The sequence below is a fragment of the Ruminococcus sp. XPD3002 genome (assembly GCA_900119535.1).
In the GTDB taxonomy this organism is placed as follows: domain Bacteria; phylum Bacillota; class Clostridia; order Oscillospirales; family Ruminococcaceae; genus Ruminococcus; species Ruminococcus flavefaciens_H.
Genome location: FPJT01000008.1, coordinates 32,978 through 52,973 on the forward strand (window position 1 = coordinate 32,978; position 19,996 = coordinate 52,973).

The 19,996-nt window shown below is 43.5% G+C and carries 9 protein-coding genes and 1 pseudogene; all 10 read left to right on the top strand.

Annotated features, from left to right (window positions below):
* The first annotated feature begins 4 nt into the window (after positions 1 to 4).
* The 10 genes and pseudogenes from pglX (BT127_RS08570) to BT127_RS08625 all read left to right on the top strand — a co-directional run bounded on the left by pglX (BT127_RS08570) (position 5) and on the right by BT127_RS08625 (position 19,957).
* Positions 5 to 3,709 (top strand): annotated as a pseudogene (gene pglX / locus BT127_RS08570) (BREX-1 system adenine-specific DNA-methyltransferase PglX).
* Between the two features lie 19 nt (positions 3,710 to 3,728).
* Complete coding sequence (pglX, locus tag BT127_RS08585) at positions 3,729 to 6,266, top strand: BREX-1 system adenine-specific DNA-methyltransferase PglX (protein WP_075424613.1); 2,538 nt, start codon at positions 3,729 to 3,731, stop codon at positions 6,264 to 6,266.
* Positions 6,267 to 6,290: 24 nt separating this feature from the next.
* Positions 6,291 to 8,870: a BREX-1 system phosphatase PglZ type A gene (gene pglZ, locus BT127_RS08590; RefSeq protein WP_075424614.1), complete on the top strand. Its 2,580-nt coding sequence runs from the start codon at positions 6,291 to 6,293 to the stop codon at positions 8,868 to 8,870.
* A 3-nt stretch (positions 8,871 to 8,873) separates the two neighbouring features.
* Complete coding sequence (gene brxL / locus BT127_RS08595; RefSeq protein WP_318257205.1) at positions 8,874 to 11,309, top strand: BREX system Lon protease-like protein BrxL; 2,436 nt, start codon at positions 8,874 to 8,876, stop codon at positions 11,307 to 11,309.
* Positions 11,309 to 13,969 (top strand): AAA family ATPase, encoded by a 2,661-nt coding sequence (locus BT127_RS08600; RefSeq protein WP_075424615.1) that lies wholly within the window; start codon positions 11,309 to 11,311, stop codon positions 13,967 to 13,969. Before brxL ends, BT127_RS08600 begins: the two co-directional genes overlap by 1 nt.
* Before the next feature lie 12 nt (positions 13,970 to 13,981).
* Positions 13,982 to 14,155 carry a hypothetical protein gene (locus BT127_RS16795; RefSeq protein ID WP_175541942.1) on the top strand — a complete coding sequence of 58 codons (174 nt, stop codon included), beginning with the start codon at positions 13,982 to 13,984 and terminating at the stop codon, positions 14,153 to 14,155.
* Positions 14,152 to 15,243 carry an SPASM domain-containing protein gene (locus BT127_RS08610; protein WP_075424617.1) on the top strand — a complete coding sequence of 364 codons (1,092 nt, stop codon included), beginning with the start codon at positions 14,152 to 14,154 and terminating at the stop codon, positions 15,241 to 15,243. The genes BT127_RS16795 and BT127_RS08610 overlap by 4 nt, the downstream gene beginning before the upstream one ends.
* Positions 15,244 to 15,256: 13 nt before the next feature.
* Complete coding sequence (locus BT127_RS08615) at positions 15,257 to 15,889, top strand: hypothetical protein (RefSeq protein WP_075424618.1); 633 nt, start codon at positions 15,257 to 15,259, stop codon at positions 15,887 to 15,889.
* 56 nt (positions 15,890 to 15,945) lie between these two features.
* Positions 15,946 to 16,899, top strand: a complete 954-nt coding sequence (locus tag BT127_RS08620) for a leucine-rich repeat domain-containing protein (RefSeq protein ID WP_075424619.1) — start codon at positions 15,946 to 15,948, stop codon at positions 16,897 to 16,899.
* A gap of 163 nt (positions 16,900 to 17,062) precedes the next feature.
* A complete protein-coding gene (locus BT127_RS08625; protein ID WP_075424620.1) occupies positions 17,063 to 19,957 on the top strand; it encodes a leucine-rich repeat domain-containing protein in 2,895 nt (964 codons plus the stop codon).
* The last annotated feature ends 39 nt before the right edge of the window (positions 19,958 to 19,996 follow it).

Sequence of the window (19,996 nt, forward strand, 5' to 3'; positions counted from 1 at the left end):
AACTATGGATAAAACAGCTATAAAGAATTTCGCAATCGCTGCACGACTCACTCTGATTGATGCCGTAACGCAGCGTGCGTTTGAATATGAAATAACAGAAAACGGTAAAAACAATCCCAATCAATCCGAGGTCAACGGTAAGGCTTTGACACCGACTGAACTCAGTCAGCGTCGGCAGCTCATTGACCGCATCCGTCAGAACGGCTTTGCGCAAACAATGGAGGAAGCGGCATACACATGGTTCAACCGCTTTATTGCGCTGCGTTACATGGAGGTAAACGGCTATCTGCCGACGAGAATCCGTGTGTTTACTGATGAGAATAACGCTTTCAAGCCGGAGATTCTCGCTGAGGCATCACGGATTGAGCTGGACGGCATTGACCATGACTATATCATGGATCTGCTGGACGCACAGCAGAACGATACGCTGTACAAGTATCTGTTGATTGCACAATGCAACGCTCTGAATACCGGACTTCCGGAGATGTTTGAGGAGATCGGCGGCTGGACGGAGCTTTTGTTCCCGAACAATCTACTCCGCAATGACAGCGTGATCGCACACATGGTTGAGGATATCCCCGAAGATGACTGGCGCGACCAGGTACAGATCATCGGTTGGCTGTATCAGTACTACAACACCGAGCCGAAGGACAAGGTATTCGCTGACCTGAAAAAGAATATAAAGATTAGCGCAGAGGCTATCCCTGCGGCAACACAGCTTTTCACGCCGGACTGGATCGTGCGCTATATGGTCGAGAATTCCCTCGGCAGACTGTGGACGGAAGGACACGGCAAGCCTGAGAATGCTGACTGGAAGTACTATCTCGAAGAAGCCGAGCAGGAAAATTCGGTCAAGGCGGAGCTTGAAAAGCTGCGTGCGGAGTACAAGAGCATTCAGCCGGAACAAATCAAGGTCATCGACCCGTGCATGGGTTCGGGGCATATTCTGGTGTACGCATTCGATGTGCTGATGGACATTTACACGTCCTGCGGATGGTCGGAGCGTGATGCGGCACTGTCGATCCTGCAGCATAACCTCTTTGGTCTGGACATCGACCGTCGTGCGTATCAGCTTGCATATTTTGCTGTGATGATGAAGGCGCGTCAGTATAACCGCAGCATCATCAAGAGCGGCAAAATCCAACCGCAGCTTGCGAATTTTGCGGATGTAATGGGCGTGGACACAAGCCTGATCTCTGGCAAGATCAGAGAGTTTGCGGAGCAATTCAAGTTTGCGGATACCTACGGTTCTCTTATGGAGATCAAAGCGCCGGCAGGACTGGATGAGGCCGTTTCGGATTTCAATGTGTCTTTTGGTATCAGTAAAAAGCAGCTTGATATGATGCTGCGGATTTACAAGAACCTTTCACAGAAATATGATGTTGTTGTGACGAATCCGCCGTATATGGGAAGTTCTGGTATGGACACAAAACTGTCCGATTTTGTGAAGAAGTATTTTCCGGACAGCAAGAGCGACCTGTTTGCGTGCTTTATCGAGAAGTGCGGACAGCTTGCAAAGCCACACGGTTTCTATGCGATGATTACACAGCACGCTTTCATGTTCCTGTCAAGCTATGAAAACCTGCGCCGTAAGCTCATGAATAAAACTACAATTAATATGGCTCATTTAGGGATAGGTACATTTGAAGATTTGAATAGTAAGATCGTCCAATCGGTTGCTTTCATAACGCTGAACACTCATATCAATGAATATCTTGGAAGATACGATAGATTATTTGAAAAGCAAGGATTACAAGAAAGCAATTCCGATAAGGAAGTATGGTTGATTACGGGGAAACATAGTTTCTATACTTCACAAGAAAACTTCTCCAAGATTCCGGGTATGCCGGTGGCTTATTGGGTGAGTGAGGCGTTTATTAGAGCTTTCAAAACTGGAAAACTTCTTGGTTCAATCGCTGATTCAAAACAAGGCGTAGCAACTGCTGATAATAATCGATTCCTTCGAGAATGGTTTGAAGTCTGTGCAGAAAAAATCAAATTTGATACATTGACGCATGAAATGTCTCAAAAGGCGTCTGAAAAATGGTATCCGTACAATAAAGGTGGAGATTTTAGAAAGTGGTATGGTAATAACGATTTTATTGTGAATTGGGAACATGATGGGTTTGAACTAAGAAACTTCAAAAAGTCAGTCATTAGAAACCCAAATTATTTCTTCAGAGAGTGCTTTAGTTGGTCTCTAATTTCCTCAAGTGTAGCAGCATTTAGATATAAACCAGTAGGTCACATATTCGATGTTGCTGGGATGAGTTGTTTTTCTAATGAAAACTTGAAATATCTGCTTGCGTTATGTAATTCTAGTTTTGCAATGAAAGTTCTTGAAGTAATAGCACCTACAATTAATTATCAATGTGGAGACATTGCTAATATTCCTGTTATCTTCCCTGACACAGCAGAAGAAAAATCTAAGGTTGAGGATATGGTACAAGAAAACATCGATCTTTGCAAAACTGATTGGGATAATTTTGAAACAAGCTGGGATTTTGAACAGCATCCGCTGATTTAATGGAGGAAGAAATGAAAACGATTACAATTACTAATGAATACAAGGATACTTTACGCGAATTTGTAGAGTGGTTTCAAGAGAAGTTTGAACCAACTGACAGAGAAAACCAGATTGTATTGAAGCGGCTTATGGCTAAATTAGACAGAACAGAAGGAACAACGGAGTCTATTGAAATCAACGAAACCGAAATCTGGTTTCTGAGAAACTATCTGCAATCTGCATGGCAGGATACTTCTTGTACTGTTGACTGGAATGCTTTACATGAATTATTTGATTATATAGTGGAGAAAGACAATGGGCAGACTAATAGCTGACAAATACGCCGAATGGGAGCAGGAATGTGAAGCACGCTTCCAGAAGCTCAAGGCGAATGAAGAAGAACTTAACCGCATTTTCATTGAAATCTACGGCTTGCAGGACGAGCTGACACCCGAGGTCGAGGACAGAGACGTGACCGTGCGCCGTGCCGACCTCACCCGAGAGATCAAGAGCTTGATCTCTTATGCGATCGGCTGCATTTTCGGGCGTTATTCCGTAGATACCAAAGGGCTTTGCTATGCAGGCGGAGACTGGGACGACAGCAAATACAAAACGATCACCCCAGACAAGGACAATGTTCTGCCGATCTGCGACGATGACTACTTCGAGGACGATCTGACCGCCCGTGTCATTGATTTCGTGGCAAAGGTCTACGGAGAGGATACACTGGAGGAGAACCTCCGATTCATCGCAGATGCACTCGGCGGCAAGGGTACGCCCCGGGAGGTCCTGCGGAACTATCTGCTGACCGGATTTTTCGCCGATCACTGCAAGATCTACCAGAAGCGTCCAATCTACTGGCTGTTCAGTTCTGGAAAGAAGAATGGCTTCAAAGCACTTGTGTATATGCATCGCTGGCAGAAAACTACTGTTGCGACCGTCCGCACGGACTATGTGCATGAGTTACAGGAGCGTTATCGCACACAGCTTTCGCTCCTCGAAGATCAGATGCAGACGGCATCGGCGAGTGACCATGTCAAGCTGAAAAAACGTCAGGAGAAGCTCATGGCGCAGCTCACCGAGATCAACGCTTATGAGGAAAAAGTGCATCATCTCGCAGATATGATGATTGACATTGACCTCGATGACGGCGTGAAGGTGAATTATGCAAAATTCGAGGATATACTTGAAAAAATCAAGTGATCTTTAAGGGGCAATGTCTATGAACAAAACATCTATCAAGAACTTCGCAATTGCTGCACGACTCACACTGATTGACGCCGTCACGCAGCGGGCGTTTGAATATGAAGTCACAGAAAACGGGAAAAACACCCCCGATCAGACCGAGGTCAACGGTAAGGCTTTGACACCGACTGAACTCAGTCAGCGTCGGCAGCTCATTGACCGCATCCGTCAGAACGGCTTTGCGAAGACCATGGAAGAAGCGGCATACACATGGTTCAACCGCTTTATCGCCCTGCGTTTCATGGAAGTCAACGGCTATCTGCCTATGCGAATTCGTGTGTTTACGGATGAGAATAATTCTTTTAAACCGGAAATCCTTGCGGAGGCATCCCGGATTGAGCTTGACGGCATCGACCATGATTATATCATGGATTTGCTCGATGCGCAGCAGAACGATACACTTTACAAGTATCTGTTGATTGCACAATGCAACGCTCTGAATACCGGACTTCCGGAGATGTTTGAGGAGATTGGCGGCTGGACGGAGCTTTTGTTCCCGAACAATCTACTCCGCAATGACAGCGTGATCGCTCACATGGTCGAGGATATCCCCGAAGATGACTGGAAAGACCAGGTGCAGATTATCGGCTGGCTGTATCAGTATTATAACACCGAGCCGAAGGACAAAGTGTTCGCTGACCTGAAAAAGAATATAAAGATCAGCGCAGAGGCTATCCCTGCGGCAACGCAGCTCTTTACGCCTGACTGGATCGTGCGCTATATGGTCGAGAATTCCCTCGGCAGACTGTGGACGGAAGGACACGGCAAGCCTGAGAATGCTGACTGGAAGTACTATCTCGAAGAAGCCGAGCAGGAAGAATCCGTCAAGGCGGAACTTGAAAAGCTGCGTGCGGAGTACAAGAGTATTCAGCCGGAGCAAATCAAAGTCATCGACCCGTGTATGGGTTCAGGACATATTCTGGTGTATGCATTCGACGTACTGATGGCTATTTACACGTCCTGCGGCTGGTCGGAGCGTGATGCGGCGCTGTCGATCTTGCAGCACAATCTCTACGGTCTGGACATCGATCGCCGTGCATATCAGCTTGCGTATTTCGCTGTGATGATGAAGGCACGTCAGTATAACCGTAGCATTATTAAAAACGGCGAAGTGCAGCCGCAGCTTGCGAATTTTGCAGATGTGATGGGCGTGGATACAAGCCTTGTTTCCGGCAAGATCCGGGATTTTGCAGAGCAGTTCAAGTTTGCGGATACCTACGGTTCGCTTATGGAGATTAAAGCACCTGACGGCCTGGATGAGGCCGTCTCGGAGTTCGATGTCTCCTTTGGCATCAGCCGCAGACAACTTGACATGATGCTGCGGATTTATAAGAATCTGTCTCAGAAATATGATGTTGTGGTGACGAATCCGCCGTATATGGGCGGAAGCGGCATGAATGCAACTCTCTCTGATTATGTCAAGAAAATTTTCCCTGACAGTAAGAGTGATCTTTTTGCATGCTTTATGGAAAAAGCTTATCAGCTTGCAAAGCAATCAGGATTTACTTCGCTTATTACAATGGAAAGCTGGATGTTTCTTTCAAGTTTTGAAGATTTCCGTAAGAGAATCTATGATTCTAAAACCATTATCAATATGGTGCATATGCCATATTTAGGGAAAGGCGGTACAAGCCTTGGTATCAATTTTGGTACGGCAGCTGTTGTAACTCAAAATAGAAGAATATGTAATTACAATGCACAATATGAATGTATCGTTTATTACGAAACTGATGATGAAGGAGTACCTTTTGTATTCCCAACAATTAATAAAAGATGGAAAACAGCTAAGCAGGAAAACTTCTCTAAGATTCCAGGAATGACTGTAGCATATTGGGTTAGTGATAGTATAAGAAAAGCATTTTCTGTAGGAAAACCAATTGATGAAATTGCTTCACCTAGACAGGGAATGGCAACATCTGATAATGATCGTTTTTTACGATTATGGTATGAAATTGATTCGCATAAACTAGGATTAGGATATAAGAATAGAGAAGAGGCTATGCTGTCTCGAAAAAAATGGTTTCCATATAATAAAGGTGGTCCATATAGAAAATGGTATGGGAATGCATGCTATGTAGTTAATTGGCAGAATGATGGAGAAGAAATAAAGAAATATCGTGAATATAAGAATTCAACTCTTACATCTAATATGGGAGTTGCTGGCCTTCCATTTATATTCAAAGAAAATGTTACTTGGTCAAAAGTTACCAGCGGGAAACTTTCAGTAAGATATTTACCTGAAGGATTCTTATTTGACGTCTCAGGATGTTCTATTTACTCTAAACACGAAGTTATTTATATTGTCATGGCACTTCTTAATAGCTCTGTAGCAGAGTTACTAGTATCCGCTTTGTCACAAACAATAAACTATGAGGTTGGTTCTATAAAGGCTATACCTATGTTTGACTTAAACTTTGATTGTCAAAGTATTGTTAATGATAATATTAGAATTTGTAAAGACGATTGGAATTCGTTTGAAACAAGCTGGGATTTTGAGGAGCATCCGCTGATATAATCACCTCTGAATGGAGAAACACTAATGACAATAGATAATATAGCGGCTTCACTTCGCGAACGATTTGCACAGCCGCTTAAGGATTGCTATAAACGCAGGATTATATTCTGGTATGACTCCGAACGCGAATTCGAGCCTATGCTCGATGAGATTGATCTGCCGGATGTAAAAATTCTGCGCCTTACGGGAGATAACTTTTTTGAAGCGAAAATGCTTCTTTCGGAGACTGATACAACGAGTAATTATCTTGTGTATCATCCAATCTCCATGCCTCATGTATGGGATGACTGGCTCAGAGATATTGAGCTGTACAGCGAGGAGTTCCGTGCTGATCTGATTTCCATGCAGATGGACGATCTGCATATTCCGCAGACAGTTTCTTTCCGCAGAACAGTCAAGACCTATCAAACGTTCTTTGGTAATAAGGAGCGTGTGGCAAAACTTGCATCACTGCATACAAAATATGAAACAGCAGCACAGCTCCATATTGATATCATGGCAGTACTGACCGGAGCAAAGGATAATTCTGCGCAAGGCGTGATTCGGGCTATTCTATGCGAATCGCTGTATAATGACGATAATGCCGCTCTGGAGCATATCCGCAAATTCGGCAATGAAGACGCGTTGAAGGATATGCTTACAAAGTATACCGGATATCATGCAGACGAGATCGTACTTTCCGATCTTGCTAAGCATGTTATGATCACTGCGCTTTCGGGCGTTGTGCAGCCTCAGACGCTTTCAGGGTTAGAAAAATACATATCCGCTGACAATCAGGCTTTCTGCTATAATGTGACCGATGAATGGGCGCATTCAGAAGACAGTGCAAAGCTGTTTGAACTCGCAAATGAAATCTCGCAAGAGCTTGGTCTCAGCGCAAGGCTTGAAAAGCAGGGCGTGGAGACTCTCCTTGACGCCGACTGTCTGCCATGTATCGGAGAGTGCGTCATCTCGCATTATATGAACGAGATCAGCGAGGATGTCATAAAGTCTGCTGATATTCTGGCTGCAGTCGATAGGCGCAGAACCAGTAAATGGGCAAAACACTTTGAAATCTACTATGATGGACTGTATGCGTTTGCACAGATGCACACATTCTATTTGGAGCATATAACAGGTTTCCACTACGGAACAGCAGAGCAGATTTGGAAGGCGTACTGTGATGAGCTGTTTCTCATGGATACTTATTACAGAAACTTCCATGTTGTCTTCCGCAAAAGCCTGAAATTTGCTGCCTCTGAGTTGGATGATCTGTTTAAGAATGTAGCGGATGCAGCAGAGCGTATTTATAAGAACTGGTATCTGACGGAACTGAATAGCCAGTGGTGTACTCTAATCCGAGACGGTATGGAAACAGAAGGTTGTGTAGCAAAACTACCGCAGCAAAAGGACTTTTACACAAGAGAAGTTCTCCCCTTTGTCAAGAAAGAGAACCGTGTCTTTGTTATTATCTCTGATGCTATCAGATATGAAGTAGCGGCAGAACTCAGTAAGAAACTGGTTCAGGAAACAGGTGGTACCGCCGGAATCACTGCCATGCAGTCTGTTTTCCCCAGCTTAACAAAATATGGAATGGCAGCCTTACTTCCGCATGAAGCTTTTACACTGACAGATGATTTGCAGGTAATATGTGATGGACAGTCCACTGACGGAACAGAAAGCAGAGATAAGATACTTAAAGCGGTAAATAGCGGCAACTGCGCCGTGGTATACGAAGATTTGCTAGCAATGAAACAGGCACAGCGGCGTGAACTAGTTTCCAAAGCTGAAGTTGTATACATCTACCATAACAAGATTGATGCTATTGGCGATAAAGCAATGACTGAAAATCAGGTCTTTGATGCCTGTGAGGATGCAGTGGACGAGCTACTGAATCTTGTAAAACTCGTTGTCAATTCGATGAATGGCACGAACATTCTGATTACAGCAGATCACGGCTTCCTATATTCCTTTCAACCTCTGGAAGAGAGCGACAAAGGAGATAAATCATTTGTTGATGGTACAATTCTCAAGACAGATCGCCGCTGTATTGTTGCTGAGACAGGTGCGTCTTCTGAATACTTGATGCAAATTCCGATGAGCACATTCGGTTCTGATAAAATCGGATTCGCACCGCTTGATACTATCCGCATAAAAAAGCAGGGCGGAGGAATGAATTTTGTTCATGGCGGTATTGCTTTACAAGAGTGCTGTGTGCCGGTAATTACATTTAAGAACATCAAGGCGAGCTCCAAACGATTTGTGGATACTAAGAAAGTACCCCTGCAGCTTCTAAGCCGAACCCGGAAGATCGCTAACAACATCTTCTTCCTTGAATTCTATCAGCCGGAAGCAGTCGTTGGTAAGACCGTGCCTGCAACATACGAGATGTATATCTGTGACCGCCTGAGTAATATTGTCAGCGACGTACAGACAATCATTGCTGATAAGACTACTGAAAGTGTGCAAGACAGAGTAACTCGACTGCGTTTCACACTGAAGGGTCAAGAATTCAGCAGTACTGATTCTTACTATCTCAACATTGTCGATAAAGCCAGCGGAGAAGTTAAGGAACATATTGAATTCAGCATAAAAATCGCATTTGCCAATGACTTTGGATTTTAAGATATGAAGACAAAAAAATATAAATTTAGGCCTAAAAGCCGCTTCATTTCACATGAAGTGTGGGTTACCCAGCAACATTCTACCAAACGAGAGGTTCAAGCCAAAAGAGACAGGGAAAATGACCAAGCCTTGAAAGATATCATGTCATGCGGAGCGCTTGCTTTAAGACTCCTGCTTAAATCAGGAAAAAAGCCTAAGATAGCAAGAGTCGTATCATTTGAGCCTCGCCGTGAAGTTGATTATGCTGCAGCGGAGCGGCATCTGGAGACGATAATGGATGCCCCGCAAGGGCAATTTACTGGAGGAATCGGAATGGATACGCTTGATAGAAAAATAATTGATGCATTTCCGGGAAAAGTCGTTCGTAAGGATCTGACTGCTCTCATGAAAAAAGGCGCGAATGTTCCAACGTATGTGCTGGAATACCTTCTCGGAATGTACTGTACGACAGACGATGAAGAAGCTATCCAGATCGGTATGGAAAAGATTAAAAGAATTCTTAGTGAGAATTATGTCCGTCCCGATCAGAGTGAATATGTTAAGTCGAAAATTAAGGAAAACGGACAGTATACAATCATTGATAAAATCACAGTCGAGCTTGATGAGCGTGAGGATAAGTATATCGCCCGTTTCACCAATCTGAAGATTTCTCCATTTGAGGTGGAATCCGACCTTGTGGTACATCATGAGAAGCTCCTGATTGGTGGAATCTGGTGTATTATCCAAATTGAATATGTCGGTCTGGAACCGGAAGAAGGACAGGAAGAAGAAATAGAGGAAGATATCTTCGGTGATCAGAAAAAGGCTAAGAAAAAGCTTAAGAAGAAACGTTCTAAATATGAATCGCCATTCAGTATTTCCGGTCTGAAGCCGATCCAGATGGCAAATCTTGATCTCGATGAAATCATGGATGCAAGAAGAAGTTTTACTGATGATGAATGGAAGACACTGTTACTACGTTCGGCAGGATATGAGCCGGATGAATTAACGGAGAAGCAGAAATGGCACTATCTACTTAGATTTGTGCCATTCATTCAAAAAAACTATAACCTTGTAGAACTCGGTCCTCGCGGCACTGGAAAATCTCATGTCTACAGTGAATTGTCACCGTATTCTATCCTTATGAGCAGCGGACATACCACAGTATCCAATCTGTTTTATAATATGGCATCCCGTCGTGTCGGCCTTGTAGGAAAGTGGGACTGTATTGCCTTTGACGAGGTTGGTGGTATTACAGAAACCTCCGGTGATATGGTACAGATCATGAAGAACTATATGGCGAATGGCTCTTTTGCACGCGGCACCGATTCTATCAATTCAGATGCTTCTATTGCTTTTGAGGGTAATACCTTCAGAAGTATCTCGGATATGCTCAGAACAACAAATCTGTTCGAGCCGTTCCCTGATGGATTTAATAATGACTCAGCATTCTTTGACCGTATCCATGCCTATCTCCCTGGATGGGAAACGCCGAAGTTGAGAGCCAGCCTGTTCACATCAAAGTATGGTATGATATCGGACTGCTTCTCTGAGTTCTGTCATGTTATGCGTAAATATGACTTTACTAACTCCTTCGGTATGTATTTTGAGTTGAACCGCAATTTCAACACCCGCGATGACACGGCTGTCCGCAGAACCTTCTCAGGTCTAGCAAAGTTGATGTATCCGGACGAGCAGATCAGCAAGGAACAGGCAAGAGAATTGCTGGAATATGCGATTGAATGCCGCCGCAGAGTAAAGGAACAGCTCCGCAAGATGAATCCTGCTGAATTTAGCGATGTTGCACTTGGTTACATAGATCTCGATACCGGTGTAGAAAAGATTATCGAAGTACCGGAGATTTCCGATGGCACTTTGATTCCGGCTGTATTCGAGCCTGCTGGCTATGTTTATGCGGTCGGACGCAGTATGGATAACAAGGTCGGTGTTTATCGACTTGAGAATAAGCTCGTTGAAGGCAACGGCAAACTTAGCTTCCGAAATGTGGAAGGTCTGTCCGGTGCGCCGAAGGCTGTGCGCGACAGCATTACAGCCGCATTTAATTACTTCGGAGAGCAATCAAAGAAACTGGTGTCTGGCAACTTTGAAACATTTGACTACAGCTTGTATTTCAATGACCTGCAGAACCGTGGCGTAAGCGAAGAAGTATCTGTTGCTGAAGTTGTAGGATTGTTCTCTGCGATAGTCTCCCGCCCTGTAATGCCGTCTTTGATTATCTGTGGCAGAGTAGTGATGTCCGGCGGCATGATGCCGCTGACGACTGAGTTGGACGAGATTTTTGTGACCGCCGCAAATGCTGGAGCAAGGAAGATACTGCTTCCAGAAGACTGCCGTGAGAACTACGAAAAGCTGTCTGCTGAACTCAAAAGTGAGGTGCAGGCGCTGTTCTACAGCACACCGCTGGATGCTGCAAAGATCGCATTGGGAGTTGATTCATAATGCCTGAATTTAAATGTATCAGTTGTGGGAATAGCGTTGAACACGAGAAACAATGCACCTGTCCGCACTGTGGTTATACGATGTATGAGCTGCCCTATGACAGGGCAGTTCTGCTAAGAAATGAAATTATCAGATTTGTGATGACAGTCAGCGGGCAGCCTGCTGATATAAAACTGCTGATCTGGGGAACAAAAGCAAAGGATGACAAAAGATTTCCTGATTTTGGAAAGATACAAGCCTATGCCTGTACCGCTCAGAAAACAGAGCTTTTTCTTAGTCGGGTGAGGGAAAGTATTGAAAAGATCAGGCAGCATATACATACCCCATTTCAGAAGAAATACCGTGCGGAGACAAAGTTCCTGCAAGAATGGAGCGATGATGTCAAAGATCAGCTAGCTGAAGCTGCTGCTGCGCTTTCAGTTGAGTGTGAACTTCCTGAGCTGCTGCTTCCTGAAATGATGCTACATCATACTGAAACGCCTGATATGGAGCTTGTTGGTCTGGCGGATTTGGTTTTAGACAAAGCCGAACAGCTGGCTGATAAGATTCAGAAGTTCATAAAATTGAACAGTATCTATGGTAGGTCTTTCTCGAAAACAAAGAATCCTCCGAAAACCAGTGATCACTGGGCGCAGGAACTTCAAAAGCGTTCTGAAAAGCTTGATAAGATTCTGCAAAAGAAATATGTCGTAGATATTTTAGACGATGGAACGAAAGAGCTTCAGGAGATGCTTCAAGCTCTATGGGATAGTATCTACACTGTTATGTCTTTACCGATCCTAACACTTGAAGACAACTATGATATTGGTGAAGCCATCAGCCTTTCAAAAGAAGCGTTTGCTGAAAAACTGACGGCGCTGATTACAGCTCGATTCTCTGACATTCGTAGACTCGTCAATGAAACAGCCTTTCTTTCTGAATACGATGAGGATAAACTATTTGAGCTATATAACGCCATGCTCGATCTTGACACAGACGGCTGCATGAAACTGCAAAAAGGCATTACCATGAAAACTGGATCCAGCGAACAGCAACTGAATGCTCTCATCGGCTTAGACTCAGTAAAAGAGAGTATCCGAAAGCTGAAAGCATTTGCTTTGGTTAATAAGGGAAATACCGATTTCAACCTTCATATGACCTTCTGTGGAAATCCCGGAACCGGCAAAACGGAAGTTGCACGCATTATTGCCGGAATTCTCCATGAAAACGGTCTGCTGCCAACAGCCAAGGTTGTCGAAACAGATCGCAGTGGACTTGTAGCTGCTTATGTGGGTCAGACTTCTCTGAAAACGATGGAGCGCATTGAAGAAGCAATGGGCGGTGTTTTGTTTATCGATGAGGCATATGCGCTCACACAAGGTGAAAGCAAGGGTGATTATGGACATGAAGCCGTTGCAACACTCATCAAAGCGATGGAGGATTATCGCGGAAAGTTCTGTGTAATTCTTGCAGGATACAGAAATCCGATACAGGCAATGATTGCTTCAAATCCAGGATTCCGTTCAAGGATACAGTTTCATATTGATTTTCCGAACTATGCTCGAAATGAGCTTGGAAAGATAGCAGCTCTCATGCTGAAAAACAAGGACTATACCATTAGTGAAGAAGCACTTGAGAGGATTCTGGATATAACTGATATTAAACGGAAAGAGCCGGATTTTGCCAATGCTAGAGAGATTAGAAACATTCTCGATCAGGTAATGATCTGTCAGAATCTGCGTTGTATGGACGCAGAAGATAAAAAGTTGGAGATTGTTGATGTCAATAAATACATAAAGGACGCACATCTGAATCTTCCCACAAGCGGTGACGGTGTTGTCAAAAAGATCATGACCGCAGAGGATGAATTGGACGCATTGGTCGGATTATCTGCTGTAAAGCGGATGGTTAAGAAGATTAAAGCGTATGCGAAGCGAAATAAAGGCGATCCCGATTTCAATTTACATATGTGCTTCTACGGCAATCCCGGCACAGGAAAAACAGAAGTTGCTCGTTTGCTTTCAAGTATCCTTAATGAAGCAGGAGTGTTGCCGGAGGCAAAGCTGACTGAAACCGATGCCAACGGGCTGATCGGTAAATATGTCGGAGAAACGGCACCCAAAACCCTTGCAAAGATCAACGATGCAATGGGTGGCGTTCTGTTTATAGATGAGGCGTACAGCCTGACTGAAACAACTGGTAGTGATGGCCATTCTGCCGGATACGGTGATGAAGCTATTGCCGTTCTCCTAAAAGAAATGGAAGATCGCAGAGGACAATTCTGTGTTATTCTTGCTGGCTATCGTGAGAATATGGAATCTATGCTGAACAGCAATCCTGGCATGAAGTCACGGATTCAGTTCCAGCTTGACTTCCCGGATTACATTCGTGAGGAGCTTGGCGATATTGCAGCAGCATTTCTCGTTAAGAAGAAATATGAGATTACCGATGACGCATTACAGCTCGTATTGGATGTAACGGAGTATTATAGAAATCGTCCAAATTTCGCTAATGCTCGAACGATCAGAAATATTCTCGATCAAGTAATCATGAACCAGAATCTGCGTACTGAGGATGAACCTGATAATACGATAGTAAGAAGCGATGTCCAGGACTATATTGATGACGAAAATATCAATTTGTCTGATACATCTGGTGGAAAAAGAAAAATTGGTTTTTAGGAGGAAATGCTTGTGAACACAGGGGAAGAAGTGATGAATCAACCTTATTACAGTGCAGAAATACTCGAAAAACTAACTGACGACATGACTAGTTTTATGAAAACAGAGCATCCTGATGGCAAGAGCGTTTTCCACTTTTTTGGGCTGAAATTGCAGAAATATGCCGATGATGAGGAAGACGAATGAAATACTCCGTACACGACAAGAAATATCATTACAAGTATTTCTTTGATACCGAAACTGGTTTCTATATGCGCACCGGCATACTCGATAAGAACGGCAGGGATACAGGCGTTGATCCATTCATGGCTTCGTTTCCGCATCTGATAGATATTGGAATTATGGGACATTGTATCCACGGTGAAAGCGGTCTGTGCAGGGCGGCAGGGGTACAGTGCTACCAGAGCGGTTATTCAGTGAAGAAGCCGGATATGACTGTTGAAGATTTTGAAAGCATCGCAAAGCAGTGCAAACATATCACCAACCAGCTTGCACTCGGCGGACGTGGAGACCCAAATCAACATAGGGATTTTGAGCGTATTTTGCAGATAAGCCGGGAGTATGATCTTGTCCCGAATTATACAACGTCGGGCTTTGGCATGACTGACAAACAGGTGCAGCTCACAAAGGAATACTGCGGCGCAGTTGCTGTGAGCTGGTACAGAAGCGAGTACACTGAATCTGCGATACGCCGCTTTATAGATGCAGGCTGTAGGACGAATATCCACTATGTGCTGTCAAAAAATACGATTGCTGAGGCAGTCGAACGTCTATCCGGAAAAGGATTTATTGACGGCATCAATGCAGTCATATTTCTTATGCACAAGCCGGTCGGACAGGGCGAGCGTGAGAATATGATCACTCTTGATGATCCGCTGCTGAGAGAGTTCTGCCGACATGTCAACGAGCAGGAACAGCCGTACAAGATAGGCTTTGATTCATGCAGTGTGCCTATGATAGTGAACTTCTGTCAGAATATCGCAAAGGCCACGCTGGACACCTGTGAGGGCGGACGGTATTCCTGCTACATTTCAAGCGAAATGGTGATGTCACCTTGCAGCTTTGATTGCGAGGAGAAATACGGCGTATCACTTAGGAATATGTCTATCCGTGAGGCGTGGGAAAGTCCGCAGTTCGAGGCATTCCGTGACAGCCTGAGGAAGTCGTGTCCAGATTGTCCCGACCGTGAATTCTGCATGGGCGGCTGTCCGCTTGTGCCTGATGTTGCTCTTTGTTCGAGTAAAAACAAAAAACAGCTTTACGCTACAAAATAGGAGGGAATCGATTATGATGATTATAAATGGGAAAGATGCTTTAAGCCTTAAAAAATACGATTACAATGTTCTGAAAAAAATATATGACCAAGGTACTAAACAGATTATGCTTGATAAGGACTCTCTTTCAGATACAGAATTAGCCCTTATCACTTCGGCAGGGCACGCTCTTGATCTTGTTGACAGTCTTAAATCAGAATCCGCTAAGAAAATCAAATGTAAACTTGATTTTCAAATTGAGACTCAGGTAAATATAGGTAATGCTGTCTTGGTAATGTTTATTTCGAAATTACAGAAAGGGACAGATGAGCGTGAGATACGCAATGACGTGGCTAAAAAAGTAAGCTCTTATCTTTTGTTTGAGATGTGGAATTTTTTTAATCTTGACAGTGAGGGCGTTGAGATTGAATTTGATCTTGCTATGGGATTTGATCTGCTTCAGGGGTGCAGAACTATGAGCAAACAGGGAATCAGGCTTATCAACAGTGAAGATAGAACTAATACGCATTATTTTGATGCTCTCAGCATAGGAAGAGATTTTTCCAACGAAGATGTACATATCCTTGATCCTAAAAATAATCTTATCGGAATAGACATGCCATCTTTTTCTGAAAGAATACAGGATGTACTTGTTGGATTCGTGTGAATAAGCGGTTTTGCCAATTTTACACCAGCTTTGTGCTGTGGAGGGGAGGAATCATTATGAAAATACGCACGGACTTTGTTACGAATAGTTCCAGCAGTTCATTCGTTGTTGTAGGAATACACAGCAAAGAGCTTGCTGATTTTATCCGCCGGACAGCAGAAAACTTCCAGAAGAAGGTCGATTCCGGCATCGAATATGATATTATTTATTCAGCAGGTTCCGAAGTAGGAACTCTCTATATCAAAGACGATGTAGTCAACATTGACGAGGAGTGCCGTGGATACTATCTGACTGTAAATGAGCTGATAAAAACAAAAATGCCTCACTATCTTCCGGGACTTAGTGAGGAAAAGTATGCAGAACTGACGGGTATTATCTCAGGCATAAAGGACAAGAATGCTGTAAGACAAAGCTATGAGGGAATGACTGACGGTATGCGCTCGCCGGAGCTTTTCAGCAAGTATGAAATTATCGGAAGCAATAAGAACATAAAATATAATGACAGGGTTTATAACATTAAACGCGGTTATTTCTGCGGTTCAGTCCACAACCGCAAGGAGATTGACATTCCAAAGGGCGTTGTGGGAATAAAAAGCATTGGTTTTGCTGAGAAAGTCATTATCCCCTCCAGTGTTGCGGATATATGTCCGGGGGCATTGGATCCTTCCTCGTTGAAGAGCATTACTATCGATGAAAAGAACAAGTTTTTTACCTCTGTTGACGGAGTGCTTTTTGATAAAAAATGCAAAAAGCTTATACGCTTTCCAAGTGAGCATAAAGCCGCTGAATATACAGTCCCGGACGGCGTTCAGGAAATTGGCAGCAGAGCATTTTATATGTGCTATGATCTAACAAAGGTCACACTACCGGAAAGTGTCAGGGTAATTGGTGACGAGGCATTTGCGTTTTGCTCCAGCCTTGGTGAAATAATTGTTTCCAGCACATTGACTTCAATCGGCAGCGATGCTTTCAAGAATTGCAGTAAGCTTGAAGTGAAACCTGAAATCTAACAGGAGTGATTTCTGTGCCGCATTTGACAACACTTTTAGCGCAACAGTGTTCAACTTTTGTATTGTGTTTATAAAATTTCTGCGAATTGCTATAGAAATATATTGACATTGCCGGTGGACAGTGATAAAATATAAGACAGAAATACCAGCAGGAGGATTTATTATGGGATTCAGAATCAGTAATGGTGAACTTATAAAATATGATAGCGAATCGGGAATTACAGATATCACGATACCGGATGGTGTGATAAGAATATCCGAAAGGGCTTTCAAGTGCTGTACAAGCATTACATCGATCATAATGCCCGACAGTGTGAAATGGATAGACGATTTAGCTTTCTATAGCTGTACAAGCCTGACTTCTGTGAAGCTGTCAAACAACATTACCAAAATAGGGTATTGTACTTTCAAAGGCTGTACAAGCCTTACTTCGCTCATAATACCTGACAGTGTGACTGAAATTGGCAGTTTTGCTTTTAGCAACTGTACAAGCCTTTCTTCTGTCACAGTACCCGACGGTGTGAAATGGATACCTGGCGATGCTTTCGAGAATTGTCCAAACATCGAAACAATAAATGTCTCAGATAATTCTACAGCCATTAATTACTACCATATAGAAAAAACAAAATGGGCTGAATACCATAAAAAAGATGATTTTGTTATTTTAGGCAAAAGGCTGCTCCGGTGTAAGGATAATGCTGATTCTGCCACGATCCCGGACGGTGTAGTATCAATAGGTACTCGGGCTTTCGAAAAATGCGAACGGCTGAGGTCAATCACGATTCCTGACAGCGTGACAATAGTAGCTGGACTTACTTTCGAGGATTGCGAAAGTTTAGAAACAATAAATGTCTCAAAAACTTGTACAGCAATTAATTACCACGATATAGAAAACACAAAATGGTATAAAGACAATACTGATGATTTTGTTATTTTAGGCGCAAATCTTATCAGGTATCAGGGCAAAGCTGCTTCTGTAACTATCCCGGACAGCATAACAGCAATAGGAAATAGCGCTTTCGAAGACTGCGATAATCTGAAATCTGTTACGATACCGAGCAGCGTTACTGCAATAGGAAATAGAGCTTTCGGAGACTGCGATAATCTGAAATCTGTTACGATGCCGTGCAGTGTTACTAAAATAGAAACCGATGCTTTCGCAGAATGCTCTGTCAGCAAGCTTAATATTATTCTTCCGGACGGCAGCACGATGCCTGTGGATTTTGGTGCGCCATTAAGGGAAAGCGATTTTGCAAAGGTGATAGATGCTGTGCAAAAGGGCGACGCTGCGGAAAAAGTGTCCAGCACAGGATTGAAAAACAAGCTGCTGATGTATCAGTATATCTATACAAGAAATGAGACCATAGAGAAGAAATTCAAGACAGCCATTTCCAAGCTTGCCGAGACTCTAATTGACGAAAAAAATGCTGATGCATTTAAAGTCCTGGTTTCGACAGGTCTTATAGATGAGAGAAAGCTTGTCAAGATCGAGGACTATGCCAAAAATAAAAAGAACATCAAAAAGATCAAGGATATCATCGCAGATATGAGGAACTCTCTTGACGGAGCAAAGGAGACAGCACCGAAAAAGGCTGCCAAGACCTCGAAAAAGGCTGCCGATACACCTACGGACGTTTTCATTATACAAAGCGGACGTCTCAAAGGTCTGTCAGGCAACGATTTTAAGGAGATCATACTGCCCGATAATGTAACGAACATCGACAAGGGAGCATTCCTGTCGGTGAAGGTGAAAAAGCTTTTGCTTTCCGGTAGCCTTAAAAAGCTGACAGGACAGGTGTTCAAGGACTGCACAGGTCTTGCCGAGGTGGTCATTTCCGAGGGCACGGAAAGCATCGGCAAGGAAGCATTCAGAGGATGTACTTCACTTAAAGCTGTGACTATCCCATCTTCTGTGACGACAATTGGAGCGAGTGCTTTTATGGGATGCACCAAGCTGAAGGAAGTGAATATCAGTGAGGGAACTGCGGAAATCGAGGACAGCGCATTTGCTGAATGTTCAGCCCTTACTGAGATAGTGATTCCTGCAACTGTAAAAAGTATCGGCAACAAGCTATTAAAGAACTGCAAAAAGCTGACAAGCGTTACTATGCCTGGAAATCAGGTCATCAATTTTGATGAATGCTTTGACGGCTGTAAAAAACTCGAAACGATCACATTCGCCGCAAAAGACTCTAAATATCGCTTTGAAAACGGCATAGTTTTGAGTGGAAAATCGGGGGCTGTGGAATATATAGCGCCCGGCAGCAGTACTATTATCATACCAGAAGGAACAAAAAGAATAACTGTCAAAACAGCGATAAAGGAGCTGACAATCAATTATTCCAAGGGGCAGCATATTGACATCAAGACTACCTCTGTCAATATCCTGAACTTTATCCATAAGGGCAAAACCTACACTATTGATATCTTAGAAGCAAAGGACATGCTTGATTACGCTCCATTTGATTTTATTACCAGCAGATTGTTCCCCCGAAAAAAGGAGGCAACGCTCAATCTCATCAATGGCATAGTGGATATCATAATAAAAGGGGATATTAAGTCGTATACCAACTACTGTTACGAGGCATTAGGTGAGGTCTGCTATTCCGACGGCTATGAAAATACCACTAAAGTTGAGCCACTGCTTGATCTGAGAAAACAGCTCTCGGAGATCACTGCGGAGATATATGGCACTGACAGGTTCAGGAACTTTTCTGACCTTATGTTTCCGGTCATTGAATGCTATTATAACGATGATGACATTGATCATTTTATCGGCTATGCAGTTGCTTTTTTTGCCAGAAATATTGAATACTTCGAGTGCCTGTCAGATTATCCTGAGATGCAGGAAAAGATCCTGAACAAAATCGCAGAAGCTATGATAAACAATGATGAATCGGATATAACTGAAATACTCGACAAATTCAATCAGAAACAGTTCCAGGTGCTTATCAATGCAGCTCAGAATGCAAAGGCTGCCAATGTTCTTGCGCAGCTCCTTGAGTATAATAACAACAAATTCGGAGGAAGTGACCCTCTTGGCGATCTTAGTCTCTGATAAAGCAGCATCCTGAATATCATAGAAATATTGAAGGCG